Source organism: Streptomyces atriruber (assembly GCF_001418325.1).
Taxonomy (GTDB): Bacteria; Actinomycetota; Actinomycetes; order Streptomycetales; family Streptomycetaceae; genus Streptomyces; species Streptomyces atriruber.
Genome location: NZ_LIPN01000061.1, coordinates 1 through 14,858, shown reverse-complemented (window position 1 = coordinate 14,858; position 14,858 = coordinate 1). Strand labels below are relative to the sequence as shown.

15 protein-coding genes and 1 pseudogene are annotated in these 14,858 nt (G+C 71.0%); 8 read left to right on the top strand and 8 right to left on the bottom strand.

Translation table 11 applies throughout. The annotated features are described in order from the left end of the window. The 7 genes from AOK03_RS07095 to AOK03_RS07060 form a co-directional block, all read left to right on the top strand. The coding region (locus AOK03_RS07095) for an elongation factor 1-alpha C-terminal domain-related protein (protein WP_055564315.1) at positions 1–922 on the top strand (922 nt) is incomplete at its 5' end. Between the two features lie 280 nt (positions 923–1,202). Next, positions 1,203–2,306 (top strand): aliphatic sulfonate ABC transporter substrate-binding protein, encoded by a 1,104-nt coding sequence (locus AOK03_RS07085; RefSeq protein WP_055564313.1) that lies wholly within the window; start codon positions 1,203–1,205, stop codon positions 2,304–2,306. A gap of 34 nt (positions 2,307–2,340) precedes the next feature. Continuing rightward, positions 2,341–3,132 carry an ABC transporter ATP-binding protein gene (locus tag AOK03_RS07080; protein ID WP_055564312.1) on the top strand — a complete coding sequence of 264 codons (792 nt, stop codon included), beginning with the start codon at positions 2,341–2,343 and terminating at the stop codon, positions 3,130–3,132. Beyond that, positions 3,119–4,030, top strand: a complete 912-nt coding sequence (locus AOK03_RS07075) for an ABC transporter permease (protein ID WP_055564311.1) — start codon at positions 3,119–3,121, stop codon at positions 4,028–4,030. The genes AOK03_RS07080 and AOK03_RS07075 overlap by 14 nt, the downstream gene beginning before the upstream one ends. A gap of 6 nt (positions 4,031–4,036) precedes the next feature. Beyond that, positions 4,037–4,801: a sirohydrochlorin chelatase gene (locus tag AOK03_RS07070; protein ID WP_055564310.1), complete on the top strand. Its 765-nt coding sequence runs from the start codon at positions 4,037–4,039 to the stop codon at positions 4,799–4,801. A gap of 11 nt (positions 4,802–4,812) precedes the next feature. After that, positions 4,813–5,670, top strand: coding sequence for an SCO6745 family protein (locus tag AOK03_RS07065; protein ID WP_055564309.1), 858 nt, complete (start codon positions 4,813–4,815; stop codon positions 5,668–5,670). A gap of 52 nt (positions 5,671–5,722) precedes the next feature. Continuing rightward, the gene (locus AOK03_RS07060; RefSeq protein WP_055564308.1) at positions 5,723–6,250 is read left to right on the top strand and encodes a GNAT family N-acetyltransferase; all 528 of its coding nucleotides are present in this window, start codon (positions 5,723–5,725) and stop codon (positions 6,248–6,250) included. A 19-nt stretch (positions 6,251–6,269) separates the two neighbouring features. Here the strand turns inward: AOK03_RS07060 and AOK03_RS07055 are convergent, their stop codons facing one another. From AOK03_RS07055 to AOK03_RS07020, 8 genes and pseudogenes are all read right to left on the bottom strand, one after another. Then, entirely contained in the window at positions 6,270–6,926 is a 657-nt protein-coding gene (locus tag AOK03_RS07055) for a mycothiol-dependent nitroreductase Rv2466c family protein (RefSeq protein WP_055564307.1), read from the bottom strand. A gap of 85 nt (positions 6,927–7,011) precedes the next feature. Further along, positions 7,012–8,019, bottom strand: coding sequence for a ketopantoate reductase family protein (locus AOK03_RS07050; RefSeq protein WP_055564306.1), 1,008 nt, complete (start codon positions 8,017–8,019; stop codon positions 7,012–7,014). A gap of 18 nt (positions 8,020–8,037) precedes the next feature. After that, entirely contained in the window at positions 8,038–8,424 is a 387-nt protein-coding gene (locus AOK03_RS07045; RefSeq protein WP_055564305.1) for a nuclear transport factor 2 family protein, read from the bottom strand. Further along, the gene (locus tag AOK03_RS07040; RefSeq protein ID WP_055564304.1) at positions 8,417–8,968 is read right to left on the bottom strand and encodes a DUF1697 domain-containing protein; all 552 of its coding nucleotides are present in this window, start codon (positions 8,966–8,968) and stop codon (positions 8,417–8,419) included. Before AOK03_RS07040 ends, AOK03_RS07045 begins: the two co-directional genes overlap by 8 nt. A gap of 73 nt (positions 8,969–9,041) precedes the next feature. Beyond that, on the bottom strand, positions 9,042–10,250 hold the full coding sequence (locus tag AOK03_RS07035; protein ID WP_055564303.1) for a S8 family peptidase: 1,209 nt from the start codon (positions 10,248–10,250) through the stop codon (positions 9,042–9,044). Between the two features lie 365 nt (positions 10,251–10,615). Beyond that, positions 10,616–11,626, bottom strand: coding sequence for a CDP-alcohol phosphatidyltransferase family protein (locus AOK03_RS07030; protein WP_055564302.1), 1,011 nt, complete (start codon positions 11,624–11,626; stop codon positions 10,616–10,618). Positions 11,627–11,878: 252 nt separating this feature from the next. Further along, positions 11,879–13,178 (bottom strand): annotated as a pseudogene (gene mgt, locus AOK03_RS07025) (macrolide-inactivating glycosyltransferase). Next, positions 13,135–13,530 carry a MarR family winged helix-turn-helix transcriptional regulator gene (locus AOK03_RS07020; RefSeq protein WP_055564316.1) on the bottom strand — a complete coding sequence of 132 codons (396 nt, stop codon included), beginning with the start codon at positions 13,528–13,530 and terminating at the stop codon, positions 13,135–13,137. The pseudogene mgt and the gene AOK03_RS07020 overlap by 44 nt, the downstream one beginning before the upstream one ends. Before the next feature lie 177 nt (positions 13,531–13,707). Between AOK03_RS07020 and AOK03_RS07015 the strand changes: the two genes are divergently transcribed. Further along, positions 13,708–14,787: an ABC-2 transporter permease gene (locus AOK03_RS07015; RefSeq protein WP_055564300.1), complete on the top strand. Its 1,080-nt coding sequence runs from the start codon at positions 13,708–13,710 to the stop codon at positions 14,785–14,787. Positions 14,788–14,858: the final 71 nt, after the last annotated feature.

Here is a 14,858-nt window from a genome sequence, read left to right as displayed (position 1 = left end):
CGTCCCGCACGTCGTCCTCGCCGTGAACAAGATGGACCTCGTCGCCTACGACGAGACAGTCTTCGCGAAGATCGCCGAGGAGTTCACCGCCTACGCCGGAGAGCTGGGCGTCCCGGAGATCACCGCCATCCCGATCTCCGCACTGGCCGGGGACAACGTGGTGGAGCCGTCGTCGAACATGGACTGGTACGGCGGCCCGACCGTCCTGGAACACCTGGAGACGGTCCCGGTCAGCCACGACCTCGCCTCCTGCCACGCGCGCCTGCCCGTGCAGTACGTGATCCGTCCGCAGACCGCCGAGCACCCCGACTACCGCGGCTACGCGGGCCAGATCGCGGCCGGCACCTTCCGGGTCGGCGAGTCCGTGACGGTGCTGCCCTCCGGGCGCACCTCGAAGGTCGCCGGGATCGACCTGCTGGGGCAGCCGGTGGACGTGGCCTGGACACCGCAGTCCGTCACCCTGCTCCTCGAGGACGACATCGACATCTCGCGCGGCGATCTGATCGTGCCAAGCGGCGACGTCCCGAAGACCTCGCAGGACGTCGAGGCGACGGTCTGCCACGTCGCGGACACCGCGCTCTCCGTCGGCCAGCGGGTGCTGCTCAAGCACACCACCCGTACGGTCAAGGCGATCGTCAAGGAGATCCCGTCGCGGCTCACCCTCGACGACCTCTCCCAGCACCCGGAGCCCGGCCGCCTCGTCGCCAACGACATCGGCCGGGTCAAGATCCGCACCGCCGAGCCGCTCGCGCTCGACCGGTACGCGGACTCGCGCCGCACCGGGTCGTTCCTGCTGATCGATCCCGCGGACGGCACGACGCTCGCGGCCGGCATGGCGGGCGACGCGTTCGCCGCGCCCACCGACGCCGCCGTGGAGGCGGCCGCCCCCGCCGACGGCAGCGACGACGGATGGGACTTCTGAGCATGACCTACGTAGACGTCTACGCGACGTTCGCCAAGGAGGGCGGCCGCATCGGCAGCGGCGCCCTCGGCAGCGGGCAGGGCGGAGTCGCGCGATGTGCGGAGTAACGCCTCCGGCGGGAACGGGGCGCGCGCACCGCGTGTGCGCCCCCGTTCTCCTCGTATCCGCAGCGATCGCCGTACCCGCGCTCCGTGCGCGGTCATCCCGAAGACGAAGACCTACCGATCTCCCGGCCACGACCTGACGGCGTGCGCCCGGGCCGACGAGGGGACCACCTCCCGTGCCTGCTCCACGTACCCGACTCGCCGCCATCGCGGCGCTGCCCCTCCTCGCCCTGGCGCTCGGCGCCTGCGGCTACGGCTCCGACGCCTCCGACGAGGACGGCAAGTCGAAGGTCGCCGAGGGTGCGAAGAAGATCGAAGACCTGGACAGCGTGAAGATCGGGTACTTCCCGAACCTCACCCACGCCACCGCCCTGGTCGGCAACCAGGAGGGCCTGTTCCAGAAGGCGCTGGGCGCCACGGAGGCGAAGTACGCCCAGTTCAACGCGGGCCCCTCCGAGATCGAGGCACTGAACTCCGGGTCCCTCGACATCGGCTGGATCGGCCCGTCACCGGCGATCAACGGGTTCACCAAGTCGCGGGGCAAGAACCTGCGGATCATCGGCGGTGCGGCCTCCGGCGGCGTGAAGCTGGTGGTCGACCCCAAGAAGATCACGTCCCTGGACGACGTCAAGGGCAAGAAGATCGCCACCCCGCAGCTCGGCAACACCCAGGACGTGGCCTTCCTCAACTGGGTCGCCGAGCGGGGCTGGAAGGTCGACGCGCAGAGCGGCAAGGGCGACGTGTCGGTGGTCCGCAGCGACAACAAGGTCACCCCTGACGCCTACAAGTCCGGTTCCCTGGACGGCGCCTGGGTGCCGGAGCCGACCGCGTCGAAGCTGGTCGCCGAGGGCGGCAAGGTACTGCTCGACGAGTCCGACCTGTGGCCGGACAAGAAGTTCGTGATCACCAACATCATCGTGCGACAGGAGTTCCTCAAGGAGCACCCGAAGGTCGTCGAGGCCGTGCTGCGCGGCGCCGTGAAGACCAACGCGTGGATCGCGAAGAACCCGGAGAAGGCCAAGGCCGCCGCGAACGCGCGGCTGAAGGCGGACGCCGGGAAGCCGCTGCCCGCCGAGGTGCTCGACCCGGCGTGGAAGTCGATCCAGACGACGAACGACCCGCTGGCCGCGACGCTCGACGCCGAGGCGGACCACGCGGTCAAGGCCGGTCTCCTGGAGAAGCCCGACCTCAAGGGCATCTACGACCTCCGCCCGCTGAACAAGGTCCTCAAGGCCGAGGGCGAATCCCCGGTCGACGACGCCGGACTCGGCGTCAAGTAACCCCGGAAGACGACGTTCCCAGGAGGTGACGACCATGGCAACGACCCTCGCCAAGGCCGCGGAGGACACCCGCACCACGGCCGAGCACGCCGCACGGATCGAGCACGTCTCGAAGTCTTTCGGCGGACCCGCCGGACCGCAGCTGGTCCTGGACGACATCACCCTGGATGTCGCGCCGGGCGAGTTCGTCACCCTCCTGGGCGCGTCGGGCTGCGGCAAGTCGACGCTGCTCAACCTGGTGGCCGGGCTCGACGAGCCGTCCGCGGGCACCATCACGACGGACGGCCGCCCGGCCCTGATGTTCCAGGAGCACGCGCTCTTCCCGTGGCTGACCGCGGGCAAGAACATCGAGCTCGCCCTGAAACTGCGCGGCGTGCCGAAGGCGGACCGCCGCCCGAAGGCCGAGGAGCTCCTCGGGCTCGTCCGGCTGCAGGGCGCGTACGGCAAGCGGGTGCACGAGCTGTCCGGCGGCATGCGTCAGCGCGTGGCGCTGGCCCGCGCGCTCGCCCAGGACAGCCGTCTCCTGCTGATGGACGAGCCGTTCGCGGCGCTCGACGCGATCACGCGTGACGTCCTGCACGACGAGCTGACCCGCATCTGGCGCGAGACGAACGTCTCCGTCCTCTTCGTCACGCACAACGTCCGCGAGGCCGTGCGCCTCGCCCAGCGCGTCGTGCTCCTCTCGTCGCGCCCCGGCCGGGTGGCGCACGAGTGGCGGGTCGACATCCCGCACCCGCGCCGCATCGAGGACACCGCCGTGGCGGAACTGTCCGTCGAGATCACCGAACAACTGCGTGGGGAGATCCGCCGCCATGGCCAGCACTGAGACGACGACAGGACCGGTCAAGGAGTCCCGCGACGGCCAGGACCTCGCCGGACTGGAGGCGGGCCTGGACGCGCTGGACTCGCAGGCGGGCCCCACCCGCACGCCCGTGCGCGAGGTCCTGGTCCAGAAGGTGCTGCCGCCGCTCACCGCGGTGGTGCTTGTGCTGCTCGTGTGGCAGGCGCTGGTCTCCTTCGACATCGTCGACGACCCCAGCAAGCTGCCCTCCCCCGGCGCGGTGTGGGACGAGGTGCGCGAGGCCTGGCTGCAGGGCACCCTGCTCGACTACATCTGGACGTCCGTCTCGCGCGGCCTGCTCGGCTTCCTGTTCGCCCTGGCGATCGGCACACCGCTCGGCCTGATCGTGGCGCGGGTGCGGTTCATCAGGGCGGCGATCGGCCCGATCCTGTCCGGCCTGCAGTCCCTGCCCTCGGTCGCCTGGGTGCCGCCCGCGGTGATCTGGCTGGGCCTGAACAACCAGATGATGTACGCGGTGATCCTGCTCGGCGCCGTGCCCTCCATCGCCAACGGCCTGGTGTCGGGCGTCGACCAGGTGCCGCCGCTGTTCCTGCGCGCGGGCCGCACGCTCGGCGCCACGGGCCTGCGGCACACCTGGCACATCGTGCTCCCCGCGGCGCTGCCCGGCTATCTCGCGGGCCTCAAGCAGGGCTGGGCGTTCTCCTGGCGCTCGCTGATGGCCGCCGAGATCATCGCGTCCTCGCCCGACCTCGGCGTGGGCCTCGGCCAGCTCCTGGAGAACGGCCGCAACGCCAGCTCCATGTCCATGGTCTTCCTCGCCATCTTCCTCATCCTCATCGTCGGCATCGCCATCGACCTGTTGATCTTCAGCCCGCTGGAGCGGCGCGTCCTGCGCAGCCGCGGCCTCGTCGGGAGGAGCTGAACCGCCGTGCACCGTCCCGTCCTTCTCCTCGTCGCCCACGGCAGCCGTGACCCGCGGCACGCCGCGACCGTGCGCGCCATGGTGCGCCGGGTGCGTTCGCTGCGCCCGGGACTGCGGGTGGAGACGGGGTTCCTCGACTTCAACGCCCCGACCGTGTCCGGCGTCCTGGAGCGGCTCGCCGCCGAGGGCGTACGGGACGTGGTGGCCCAGCCACTGCTCCTGACCCGCGCGTTCCATGCGAAGTCGGACATCCCGGCGGTGCTGCGCGAGGCACCGGCCGCCCTGCGCATCCGGCAGGCGGCGGTGCTCGGCCCGTCGCCGCTGCTCGTCTCCGCCCTGGAGCGGCGGCTGTACGAGGCGGGGCTCGACCCCGCCGACAAGTCCTCGACCGGGGTCGTGCTGGCCTCGGCGGGGTCATCGGACCCGGAGGCGATCGCAGTGATCGCTGAAATCGCGCGGGAGTGGCGGCGTACCGGTTGGTGCGCCGTGCGGCCTGCGTTCGCCTCCGCATCCCTGCCGCGCACGGAGGACGCCGTGCGCGCGCTGCGGGACGTGGACGGGGTGCGGCGGGTGGCCGTCGCGCCCTACGTCCTGGCCCCCGGCTTCCTGCCGGACCGCATCGCGCGGGGCGCCGCCGACGCCGATGTGCTGGCCGAAGTCCTCGGCCCCGCACCGGAAGTGGCGCGTCTGCTGGTACGGCGCTATGACGAGGCGTATGCGCCTGGCACCTGCCCCGTTGCTCCCCTGGCGCGGATTCCCGCACTGGCCTAGCTTGTGGGTTCATGACCCCGAGCCGATCCCGCACGCTGTGGCTGCGCACCGAACCCCTGCACGCGGTGGTCTACTTCGAGGAACGCTGTCGTGGCCTCGGCAGAGCGGTGGGGCTCAAGGGCTTCTGGATGGGGTACTTCGCGGCCCGTACGGCCCCCATGGGGCGGGTCGGCCCCGGGGTGGCCACCGCGGCGCTCGGTGTCTTCGCGCCGGGCATGGTGGCGCGGGCCCTGCCGTCGGCGTGGGAGTACGCCTCGCCGGACCGGGTCATCGAGGAGCGCGCCCGCGTGACGGCCGCCGCGCTGCGCCATCTGGTGCCGTCCGTGGAGGACTTGGCGGCGAAGGTCAACGATCCGCTGATGGCCATGGTGGAGGACGCGCCGTCGCTCGCCCGGCCGCTGTTCGCCGCCAACCGCGATCTGGCGCACCGCTCCGATCCGGTCGAGCGGCTCTGGCAACTGGTGACGTGCGTGCGCGAGTTCCGGGGCGACGCGCATGTCGCGGTCCTCGCCGATCACGGCCTGGACGCCCGCGAGAGCCTCGTCCTGGCCGCCGCGACGGACCGGGTGGACACGACCGGCATCCGGCAGGACCGGGGCTGGACGGACGAGGAGTGGACGGCCTCCGTGGACCGGATGCGCCACCTGGGGCTGCTCGACACCTCGGACCGGGTCACCGAACACGGGCTCAGCAAGCGGGAGTTGATCGAGGAGGACACGGACCGGCTCGCGGCGCGGCTGCTCCGCCCGCTGCCCAGGGGGGAGGCGGACGCGCTGCTCACCGCACTGGCACCGGCGGCCCGCCGCATCCTGGACTCGAACGTCCTGCCGTTCCCGAATCCCATCGGGCTGCCGCGGGTGGCGGGCTGAACACGGCGGAATCGGCTTGCGGCCCCGCGCACGCCTCCTTACCGTCACGCCAATGACGCCCGAACTGAGGTCCGAACGGCTCTCCCTCTCGCCCTATGTCGCCTCCGACGAGGCGGACTTCGTCGCGCTCTTCCAGGACGAGGCCGTGGGCCGCTGGTTCGGGGACGGCATCCAGAGCGCGACGGAGGACCGCGCCCTGTTCGGCCGGATCCTCGACCTGATCTACCCGGAGGACCGCTTCCCCGTCTGGGCGGTCCGGCACGAGGGGCGCTACGTCGGCCATGCCGAGGTCAAGCCCTCCCCCGAGACCTGGCTCGACGGCACCGAGATCGTCTACGGCCTGACCAGGGACAGCTGGGGCCTCGGGCTCGGCACGGAACTGGCGCGGCTCCTCACCGCGTACGGGCACGAGACGCTGGGCCTGGCCGAGGTACACGCGACGGTCGACTCGGAGAACGCCCCGTCCCTCGCCGTCCTCGCGCGCCTAGGCTACGTACGGGCCCGCGAGATCCCCGAGGGGGACGGCAGGGTCACCCTGCACCTCACCTCGCGGATCCCCGCGCCGCCCGCCGCGCGCTGAGGCTCCCGCCCACGGGGCCTCAGGAGAAGTCGAGGCCCCCGGTGCGGGTGCGCTTCAGCTCGAAGAGGTCCTGGTGGCCCGCGAGGACGCGGAAGCTGTCGAAGAGCCGGGCGGCCTCCTCGCCGCGCGGGATGGCGCGGAGCACCGGACCGAACCAGACGGTGCCGTCGACATGGATCGTCGGCGTGCCCACATAGCCCTCGGCCGCCGGATCCATGCCCGCGTCGTGGCTGCGGCGCAGCGGCTCGTCGTACGAGGCGTCGCGCGCCGCGTCCGCGAGACCGGCCGGAAGTCCGAGCTCGGCCAGTGCCTGCGCGGCGACCTCGTCGAAGTCCTCGTTCTTCTCCTGGTGGACCCGGGTGCCGAAGGCGGTGTAGAGGTCGCGGAGGATCTCCTCGCCGTGCCGGTCGGCGGCGGCCGCGGCGATCCGGGTCAGGGTGAGGGAGCGGTCGACCAGGTCGCGGTACCACTCGGGGAGTTCGTTGCCCTCGTTGTGGAAGTAGAGGCTCATCACGTGGAAGCGGGCGTCGAGGTCGCGGTGGCGCTCGACCTCCAGGATCCAGCGCGAGGTGATCCAGGCGAACGGGCAGGCCGGGTCGAAGTAGAAGTCGACCCGGGTCGGGGCGTGGGCGGTGGCGTCGAGCGTGGCATCGGGCGTGGCGTCCGGCTTCGTCATGCCTCGACACTATCCGGCCAATGGCTCCCGCTCGTGGGCCATTGGCGTCCTGTTCGGGCGGGCCACTTCGCGTGGCGCGGCAGGGTCACGCGTCCTCGCCGTCGATCTCCCGGGTCAGCTCCGCCACCGTCATCGAGCCCGCGGGCCGCCGCTCCCTGGCGAAGGTGTTGGCCACCCTCCGCAGCGCGTCGTTCACCGGTGTGGGCACCCCGTGCAACCGTCCGAGCAGGGCGATCTCGCCGTTGAGGTAGTCGGCCTCGATGCTGCCGGTGCCGCGGTCGAGGCTCTGCCAGGAGGAGCCGCCGCCGCGCGGGGAGCCGTCGAGGGGTTCGAGACGGATGCGGTCGCCGCGCGTCTCCCGCTGCTCCTCGTCGCCCACCCACACGATCCCGGCGGCGGTGAGCGCGGCCTCGCCCTCGGCGCGCGCCCGTGCGTACAGCTCCCCGGCCTCGTCACCGGTGATCGGCCCGGTGACCGCCTCGACGGAGTTGGCCAGGTTGGCCAGCAGCTTCGCGTACTTCCAGCGCAGCACGTCGGCGACGACGGGCGCGAGGATCCGCGACTTCTCCAGGTCGGCGGCGATCCGGCGGGCCGTCTCGTCCGTGCCCGTCGGGTAGCGGCCGATGTGCAGCATGCCCGAGTACGGGGCGCCTGCGGCGGACACCTCGCCCGGCTCGGTGTGGGAGGCGGGCAGCCAGACGCACACGCCGTACACACGACGGAAGCGGCGCAGGGCGATGCGCTCGCTCTCCACGCCGTTCTGCGCGCAGACCAGGGGGAGCCGTTCGGCGGCCGTGCCGCCGCCGGTCACCGGACGTCCGCCCCAGGCGTCGAGGGCCGCCGCGCCGTCCTGGGTCTTCACGGCCAGGAAGAGCACGTCGTCGGGGAGCAGCTCGCCCAGCTCGGCGGGCTGTTCGACGACGGGCAGCCGCAGGGTGCGTGTCCCCTCGGGCGTCCTGAGGCGCAGTCCGCCGCCGCGCAGCGCGGCGGCGTGGGCGCCCCGCGCGACGAGGACCACCTCGTGTCCCGCCTCGGCGAGCCGCCCGCCCACGGTGCCGCCGACCGCTCCTGCCCCGATGATGACGTAGCGCATGCGTGACCTCGTCCCTCGCTATTCCTGCTGTTCCTGCTGTTCCTCGCTGAACGGCGTGCCCTGATGGAACCAGATCCGCCAGCCGCTCTCCGTGTGCCGCCACAGTGAACTGCGGTGGACCCGGCGGCCGTTGCTCTCGGTGTCGAACGTCAGGTGCACCAGGCCGTCGGCGAGCTGCACGCCTCGCATGCCGGAGACCGTGACGGGGGCGGTGTCGGGTTCCTCGGCCGCCATCAGGACCCGCACGATCGTCGCGCGGTCCCACCGTGCGCCCGAGGAGCCGAACTCGGTGAACTCCGGGTGCAGCAGGGCCCCGAAGAGCTCGGGCGAGACGCGCACCTCGGGGTCGAGGAGGCGCAGTTCGCCCTCGATGGCGGCCTCGACGGCGGGGATGCGGTCAGACACGGGTCATCTCCGCCAGCCGGGTGACGGTGTTCCAGTTGCGGGTGGTGGCGATGAGGCCCTTGGTCAGGCCGGGCCTCGCCAGCTGTTCGGCGAGCTTGGAGCGGCCGAGGCCGTCGGGGGCGTACAGGTAGAGAGCGCGGTCGCCGAGCCTGAACTCCTCGGGCAGGAAGGCCCGCTGTTCGACGGAGACGAAGCGGGCCGCGTCGACGGGCCCGGAGAAGTAGGTGACGTGCAGTTGCTTCGCTTCCAGGTCGACCGCGGGGAACGGGCAGGCGTCCGCCACCGCCTTCAGATAGGCGTGGTCGCGCACGAGGACGTCGACGGCGAAGCCGAAGCGCCCCTCGATAGCCGCCCGCACCTCGGCGGCCAGCGACTCGTCGTCCCCGTGGTCCGCGGTGAGGACCGCGTTGCCGCTCTGCAGATACGTCCGTACGCCGCCGTGCCCGAGCCCTTCGAGGAGCGTGCGGAGCTCGGCCATGGGCACCTTCTTGTGGCCGCCCACGTTGATGCCGCGCAGCAGCACCGCGTATGTCCTGATCGCCATACGCACACGATAAAGCGGCCGCCGTGCCCCGTGGGGGTGGGCACGACGGCCGCGGCTCAGCGGGCGACGAGGATCACTCGACGACCTTCAGGAGCTTGTTGGGCGTGCCCTCGCTCGGGTTGGAGATCTTGTCCGCGGTCGCACCGTCGGTCAGCGCCTTGGCGACGTCCGCGGGCTTGGCGTCCGGGTGTCCGGCGAGGTAGACGGCGGCGGCGCCCACGACGTGCGGGGTCGCCATCGACGTACCGGAGATGGTGTTGGTGGCGTCGTCACCGGTGTTCCAGTCGGACGTGATGTCCGAGCCGGGGGCGTAGATGTCCACGACGGAGCCGTAGTTGGAGAAGTCCGACTGCTCGTCGTCCTTGGTGGAGGAGGCGACCGTGATGGCCTCCTTCACGCGGGACGGGGAGCCCTGGCCGGCGTCGGTCGACTCGTTGCCGGCCGCGACCGCGAAGGTGACACCCGCGTCGATCGCCTTCTTGACGGCCGCGTCGAGCGCTTCGTCCGCGCCGCCACCGAGGCTCATGTTGGCGACGGAGGGGCCCTTGTGGTTCTTGGTGACCCAGTCGATGCCCGCGACGACCTGCTCGGTGGTGCCGGAGCCCTGGTCGTCCAGGACGCGGACGGCGACGATCTTCGCCTTCTTGGCGACACCGTGCGCGTCACCGGCGATGGTGCCCGCGACGTGCGTGCCGTGGCCGTGGCCGTCGTCGGCGGTGTTGTCGTTGTCGATGGCGTCGTAGCCGTAGGAGGCACGGCCGCCGAAGTCGGTGTGGCTGATGCGGACGCCGGTGTCGATGACGTACGCGGTGGCGCCCTCACCCGCGGCGTCCGGGTAGGTGTACTTCTTGTCACCGGCGGTGTCCGCCTGGTCGATGCGGTCCAGGCCCCACGACGGCGGGTTGTCCTGGGTGGCGTCGATGGTGAACTTCTTCGACTGGACGACCTTGCCGACGGCCGGGTCGGCGGCCAGGCGCTTGGCGTCGGTCTCGCTCAGGCCCTTGGCCGAGAAGCCGTTGATCGCGGAGGAGTAGTTGTGCTTCAGCTCGCCGCCGTACTCCTTGGCCAGGTCGGACTTGGTGTCCTTGTTGGCCTTCTCGTCGAGCATGACGATGTAGCTGCCGGCCACGGCACCCTTGGCGTCCAGGCCGTACACCTTGCCCTCGGCGGGGGTGCTCGCACCGGCGAAGGAGGTGGCGAAGACGGTCACACCGATCACGGTGGCGGCGGTGGCTATACCGGCGGTCAGCTTCACCTTGCGGGCACGCTTGTGAGTTGCCATGAAGAGGGGTCTCCTCAGTGCTGTGTGGGGGGATGTGGGGGGATTTATTCAGCTGTCGCCCAAGGCCCTGCCGTGACAACAAGTTCGTTGCGACAGCCCTTGAGGCCCGGAAGATCTCCGGGTGTTGGGACGAAACACTGTCGGATTGACGCGCGCAGATCAATACCTTCATACAGCTGTGACTTGTTCAACAAGGTTCTGTAATAACAAACCGGATCTGCGGTGCCGGATCGGACATCCCGGGCCACAATGACCCCAACTCGCGGTAACAGTAGGCACTTTGTGCCACACGGGCAACGCCGGACGGGCTGGGGAGTCCAGCCCGTCCGGCGTCGGAAAACACCCGGAACACGTCGCGGTGAGCCTCAGGCGGCAGTGACGACTTTCTGCTCCTCGAAGGAGTCGATCGTCCGCGTGAAGTCGCGGGTCGAAAGGAGCAGCTTGTAGATGATGGCGAGTTCGAAGACCAGAAGGAGCGCCCCGGAGACGATCGTCGCGGGCATCACCACGTCGAAGAGCGGGCCGATCATGAAGACGCCCATCTGGAATTCGATTCCGCTCACCAGGTGCGCGCGAATTCGGTGGCGCAGCAGGAAGGAACGGACCCGCAGATACGCGGGGAACTTCTGCCGGAACTCCTGGTGGAGGTCGATCACCTGGGCCTTGGGCTTCGGCGCCACCTCCGCCTCGCCGTCGGCCGCCTCACCGTCGGCGGTCCCCTCGGACGGCTGCTGGACGTAGCTCACGGTCTCGCCCGCGGCGCGCTGCAGGTCCTGCTCGATGTCCGCCGAGGGGTTCTCCCGCAGCAGGTCCTCCATGAAGGCGAGCTCCGCCTCGTTCTGCGCGCGCCGCGCGGCGCGCACGCGCGCCTTGATCTGCTTGCGCATGGTGTGCCGGATCTTGAAGATCTCCAGCGAGTTGATGTAGCGCAGGGTGTCGAGCGCGACGACGCCGAGGGCGAGCCAGATGTAGAAGGTGTCGCCGGTGCGGTCGTACTGGCCGGCCATCAGCGCGACGCCGCAGACCATCACGCGGATGCGGTCGAAGACGAAGTCCAGCCAGGCGCCGAAGACGGAGCCCTGCCCGGTGAGGCGGGCGAGCTTGCCGTCCATGCAGTCGAAGATGAAGCTGAGGTGGTAGACGACCGCGCCGAGGGCGAGCCACTTCCAGTCGCCGAGCGCGAAACACGCCGCCGAGCCGAGGCCGAGGATGAACGCGCCCCAGGTGATCTGGTTGGGCGTGACGCGCGTCCGCATCGCGGTGAACCGCACGAGCGGCGTGGCGACCGGGTCGACGAGCAACACGGTCCACCACGCGTCGCGCTTCTTCTCGGTGATGCGGCGCACCTCGGCGAGGGGCGGTATGTCTCGACGCATGGGGGTCAACTTCCTGGCGTTCGGCGAAAGTTCATCTCACGCTAGGAAGTGGTTCGCCCAAGGAACAAGATCTACGCCGTGCAACCTTTGACCGGGGGTAACGGTCAACCCTTCGGGATGAGTCAATGGCGATTCCAGGACGGTGCCGCGTTACCTGAGCGTTACAGAATGACCTGGCCGTTACCCAATAGCGCCACGGAGCGTTACGTCTGCCCGAAGGGGCAGTCGCTCCGCTGCACCAAGAGGCAGCCCTCAGCCCTTCGGCAGCTCCGCCTCGATGAGGTCCGCCGCCCTCTGCGTGCCGCCCTCCGCGGCCATCGCGTCCCGGATCTCCCCCAGCCTGCGGGCCACTTCCGGGTCGCCGACCAGCGCGAGGACGGCCTCGCGCAGCGTCGTCGCGGTGGCCTCCTCCATCGGCAGGTGCCGGGCCACGCCGAGCCCCTGGAGCATGTCGGCGTTGCCGAACTGGTCCACCGCCTGCGGCACGGCCACCATCGGCGTCGCGGTGGCGAGCCCTTCCTGGCTGCCGCCCGCCCCGGCGTGCGTGATGAAGGCGTCGGCCTTCTTGAGGACCGCGAGCTGCGGCACCCACGCGTGCACCTCCACGTTCGCGGGCAGCTCGCCGAGTGCGGCCGGGTCGACGTGCTTGCCGACCTGGAGCACCACGTGCCAGCCGGGCAGGTCCCCGAAGGCCTTCACGCACTCGCGGTAGAAGCCGGGCTGCTTGGTGAAGGACGAGCCGAGCGAGACGAGCAGCACCCGCTCCGCGCCGGCGGGCCGCTCCCAGTCGCCCTGCGCCGCCCGGTCGCCCTGGCAGGCGCCGACGAACGTGTGCACGCGCTCGTCGACCCGGTCGGCGTGCGGCTGCAGCGCCTTGGGGATGAGCACGAGCGAGCGCGGCGGGCGCCCGACGAAGGGGTCGGGGTGCTGGGTGACGCCGTTCTCCGCCAGCCAGGCGTGGAAGCGCGCGTAGTACGCCCGGCCGCGCTCGGTCTCCTTCAGCTCCACGTACATCGGCTCGGCGACCTCCTCCTCGTACCCGTCCCAGGCGACGAGGTTCGGCGAGAGCGAGATCTCGGGGACGCCCCAGCGGCGGGCGAGGACGCGGGCCGGATAGGAGGTGATGTCGTGCAGGACGAGATCGGGCTCGTCGCCCTCGTAGGCACGCGCCAGCTCAGGGAGGACGGCGATCGCGTCGGCGAGGAACGGCTCGATGTTGTCGATCAGCTCGGTGCCCCACGCCTCCGGGTCGTCGTCCGGGGAGGGCAGCGTCGTCGTGTAGGGCCGCGGCTCGGCGCCGGTCTCGGCGACCTTCTCCGCGAAGGCGTGCGGAATGGCGTACGTGACGCGGTGTCCGCGCGCGACCAGCTCACGGATCACTTCGAGGCTCGGGTTGACGTGCCCGTGAGCGGCGATCGAGAACATGGCGATGTGGGCGGGCCGGGATGAGGTCATGCCCCGGACCTTACGCGAGACGAGACGTCTCGTGCAACTCGGCCCATGCGCCCCTACGCGGGACCCTCGCCCGCGGCCTCGTTGTACCGGAGCAGATAGTCGGCGAACTGCGCCAGGTCCGCCCCGCTCCACCCCGCGAGCCGCTCCCGGAAGGCGATCCGGCGGGCGTCCCCGACTTGCACGAGGACCGCGTTGCCCCGGTCTGTGAGGTGCAGTACGTGCACCCGGTGATCGGCGGGGTCGAGTCGCCGCTCGACGAGCCCGGCCTTCTCCAGCGCCCCCACCTGCCTGCTGATCGTCGACTTGTCGAGCGTGTAGTGCGCGGCCAGGTCCGTGGCCCGACAGCCCCCCTGGTGCTCGAGGTGGGCGAGCAGGGTGAAGGACACGAGGGAGAGCTCGGGGTGCATCCGCGCGGCGGTGGCGCGCGCCCGCCGGGCGAACGCGGTCATCTCCCGCTGGATGACCTCGATGGACTCGTCCCGCACCCCGGCCGGGCCCCCGTCTCGATCGGTCACGATTTCTCCCTCTCCGCGAATGGTTGTAGAGTACAACACCGAAAAGAGTTGTATACGCCAACCATCTGGGTTGCACATACCAACCACCTCACGAATCCCCGGAGTCCCTCCATGTCCGCCACCGCGGAACCCGCCCCCCGACTGCGCGACGCCCTGCGCCACGTCCTCCTCCACCTGGTCACGCCCCTGCTGATGTGCCTCGGCATGGGCCTCGCCTATATGGGCGCGTTCGTGACGCCCGAGCCGAACGACATGCCGATCGCCGTCGTCGGGTCGGGCCCGCAGACCCAGGCCTTCGCGCAGACGGTCAAGGACAAGGCGGGCGACACCCTGGACGTGCGCACCCTCGCCGACCGCGAGCAGGCGGTCGACGCGCTCAAGTCCCTCGACATCGCGGGCGCCTACGTACCCGACGCGAAGTCCCCCGAGCTGATCGTGGCCACCGCCGGGTCCGACATGAGCGCCACGGCGGCACAGAAGATCTTCACCCCCGTCGCCGCACGGCAGGGCCTGCCGCTGAAGGTCACCGACGTGGCGCCGCCCGTCGAGGACGACCCCACGGGCCAGGGCCTCTTCTTCCTGCTCGTCGCCGTGAGCATCGGCTCGTACGCGTCGGTCGCGGTGCTCGGCGCGGCGGGCGCGGGGCTGCGGATGCGGGCCCGCGCCGGGCTCGTCGTGGGTGTCTCCTTCGCCGTCAGCCTGATCGGCGCGGCGCTCGCGGGGCCGGTCTTCCACCTGGTGCACCAGGGCCTGTGGGGCGTGTGGGCCATGTCCTGGCTGTACGCGGCGGGAATCCTCTTCATCGGCATCGGACTGCACACGTTCCTGAACCGCTGGACGACGCTGGCGATGATGGTGCTCTTCGTGATGCTCAACTTCACGACGTCCGGCGGACTCTTCCGGCCCGAGCTGCAGAACGGCTTCTTCGGCTCCCTGCACGCGTTCTGGAACGGCGCGGGCTTCGTCGAGGGCATCCGCAGCCACCTCTACTTCGGCGGCCACGGCCTGGCTGCGCACGTGTGGACACTGGTCGGCTGGCTGGTGCTCGGCCTGCTGATCGTCGCCGTCGCCGCGCTCCGGGAGCGGCGGCAGCGGCCCGCGACGACTCCCGCTCCCGCCCGGCACGCGGCGGCACGGGGGCAGGAGCGCGAGGCCCAGGAGGAGGAGATGGAGGAGTCGGTGGCGGTGTGACGCGTGAGGGCGGCGCCACCGGGGAACGGGGCGCCGCCCTCGCGCGGTGGCCTCACGGTGCCGCTCCCCCC

Excerpts from the sequence above, each read along its gene's own strand:
- AOK03_RS07080 (WP_055564312.1), top strand. The coding sequence starts at position 2,341 with ATGGCAACGACCCTCGCCAAGGCCGCGGAGGACACCCGCACCACGGCC.
- AOK03_RS07075 (WP_055564311.1), top strand. The coding sequence starts at position 3,119 with ATGGCCAGCACTGAGACGACGACAGGACCGGTCAAGGAGTCCCGCGAC.
- AOK03_RS07065 (WP_055564309.1), top strand. The coding sequence starts at position 4,813 with ATGACCCCGAGCCGATCCCGCACGCTGTGGCTGCGCACCGAACCCCTG.
- AOK03_RS07060 (WP_055564308.1), top strand. The coding sequence starts at position 5,723 with ATGACGCCCGAACTGAGGTCCGAACGGCTCTCCCTCTCGCCCTATGTC.
- AOK03_RS07055 (WP_055564307.1), bottom strand. The coding sequence starts at position 6,926 with ATGACGAAGCCGGACGCCACGCCCGATGCCACGCTCGACGCCACCGCC.
- AOK03_RS07050 (WP_055564306.1), bottom strand. The coding sequence starts at position 8,019 with ATGCGCTACGTCATCATCGGGGCAGGAGCGGTCGGCGGCACCGTGGGC.
- AOK03_RS07040 (WP_055564304.1), bottom strand. The coding sequence starts at position 8,968 with ATGGCGATCAGGACATACGCGGTGCTGCTGCGCGGCATCAACGTGGGC.
- AOK03_RS07035 (WP_055564303.1), bottom strand. The coding sequence starts at position 10,250 with ATGGCAACTCACAAGCGTGCCCGCAAGGTGAAGCTGACCGCCGGTATA.
- AOK03_RS07030 (WP_055564302.1), bottom strand. The coding sequence starts at position 11,626 with ATGCGTCGAGACATACCGCCCCTCGCCGAGGTGCGCCGCATCACCGAG.
- AOK03_RS07020 (WP_055564316.1), bottom strand. The coding sequence starts at position 13,530 with ATGACCGCGTTCGCCCGGCGGGCGCGCGCCACCGCCGCGCGGATGCAC.
- AOK03_RS07015 (WP_055564300.1), top strand. The coding sequence starts at position 13,708 with ATGTCCGCCACCGCGGAACCCGCCCCCCGACTGCGCGACGCCCTGCGC.